Source organism: Parabacteroides sp. AF39-10AC, from assembly GCF_003635405.1.
Classification (GTDB): domain Bacteria; phylum Bacteroidota; class Bacteroidia; order Bacteroidales; family Tannerellaceae; genus Parabacteroides; species Parabacteroides distasonis.
This window is the reverse complement of record NZ_QTLP01000074.1, coordinates 1-1,460: the sequence shown is the minus strand read 5'-3', so window position 1 is coordinate 1,460 and position 1,460 is coordinate 1. Positions and strand designations below refer to the sequence as shown.

Annotated in this window: 1 pseudogene; it reads left to right on the top strand. The window is 46.9% G+C overall.

What is annotated here, in order from left to right:
- Nucleotides 1–11: 11 nt before the first annotated feature.
- Nucleotides 12–1,409, top strand: a pseudogene (locus DW033_RS24210) (zincin-like metallopeptidase domain-containing protein); the annotation flags it as partial.
- Nucleotides 1,410–1,460: the final 51 nt, after the last annotated feature.

The window sequence follows — 1,460 nt, the reverse complement described above, 5'->3', positions numbered from 1 at the left end:
ATCAAATAAATATGAAAGAAACTGACATAAACAAATGGGCAACATTAATGATTGAAAAGCTGGAGAATATCAGCAAGGACTGGAAGAAGCCCTGGTTCACCGAGGGCAGCCTTCAGTGGCCACGCAATCTGTCCGGACGCGAATACAATGGTATGAATGCGCTCATGCTCATGCTGCACTGCGAAAAGGAAGGATACACTATTCCGAGATTCTGCACATTTGATTGCGTGCAGAGACTGAACAAACCGGGCAAGAACGGCGAGGAACTGCCAAGGGTATCGGTACTGAAAGGCGAGAAATCGTTTCCCGTCATGCTGACCACATTTACCTGCATCCACAAGGAGACCAAGGAGAAGATCAAGTATGACGATTACAAAAACTTGTCCGAGGACGAAAAGAAAGAGTATAACGTGTATCCCAAGATGCAGGTATTCCGCGTGTTCAACGTCGCCCAGACGAATCTGAAAGAGGCTCGTCCTGAACTGTGGGAGAAGCTGGAAAAGGAAAACGGCCGTCCATTCGTTCATGAAGGTGAAATGTTCAGCTTCGAACCGGTGGAGAGGTTGATACGCGACAATCTATGGATATGTCCCATCAACGTGAAACATCAGGATGATGCCTTTTATTCGATTAGCAAGAATGAAATCACCGTACCGGAGAAGGTGCAGTTCAAGGACGGGGAAGCATTCTACGGAACACTGTTCCATGAGATGGGACATTCGACTGGTGCGGAAGGTGTGCTAAACCGTTTTCAACCGACCTCTTTCGGTTCAAAGGAGTATAGCGATGAAGAACTTGTGGCCGAATTGTGCGGTGCATTGATCTCCCAACGCTACGGAATGGCCAAACATATAAAAGAGGACAGTTGTCCGTATCTGAAATCGTGGTTGGATAACCTGAAGGAGTCACCCCAGTACATTAAGACTGTGCTTATGGACGTGAAGAAGGCATCATCCATGATCACGCAGAAAATAGACCAGATAGCCAGGGATATAGAAAGGGAAAAGACCGAAAATCAGGAACGGACGGAAACCCCGAAGGAAAAGGTATATTATGCTTCTGTAGCCTATCTGCAAATGGCGGATGATACCAACCGGCTTGACGCACTGAAAGACAAAGGGGACTACAACGGGCTGCTCATTCTTGCGAAAGAGTATTACGACGGGAACGGAATGGATGAACAGTACACCTATGCCTCTCCTTTGCAGAACCGTGGCGATGACCTGCTGATTGAAGACCAGCATTTCGCTGTCGTGTATAACGGTAGTGTAGGAGGAACTTATGACGTGATGCTGAAATACACCGAACAGGAAGTACGAGACCATATCCGAAGATATGGAGTTGACAGGGCCAGCGAGGATGTGAAGGCATTGGCGAGGGAAATGGCTGCGGAACAGTTTGCGGAAATGATGATTTTATGTTGAGGTCAACATAAAATCATTAATGTTGCCCATTTGTTT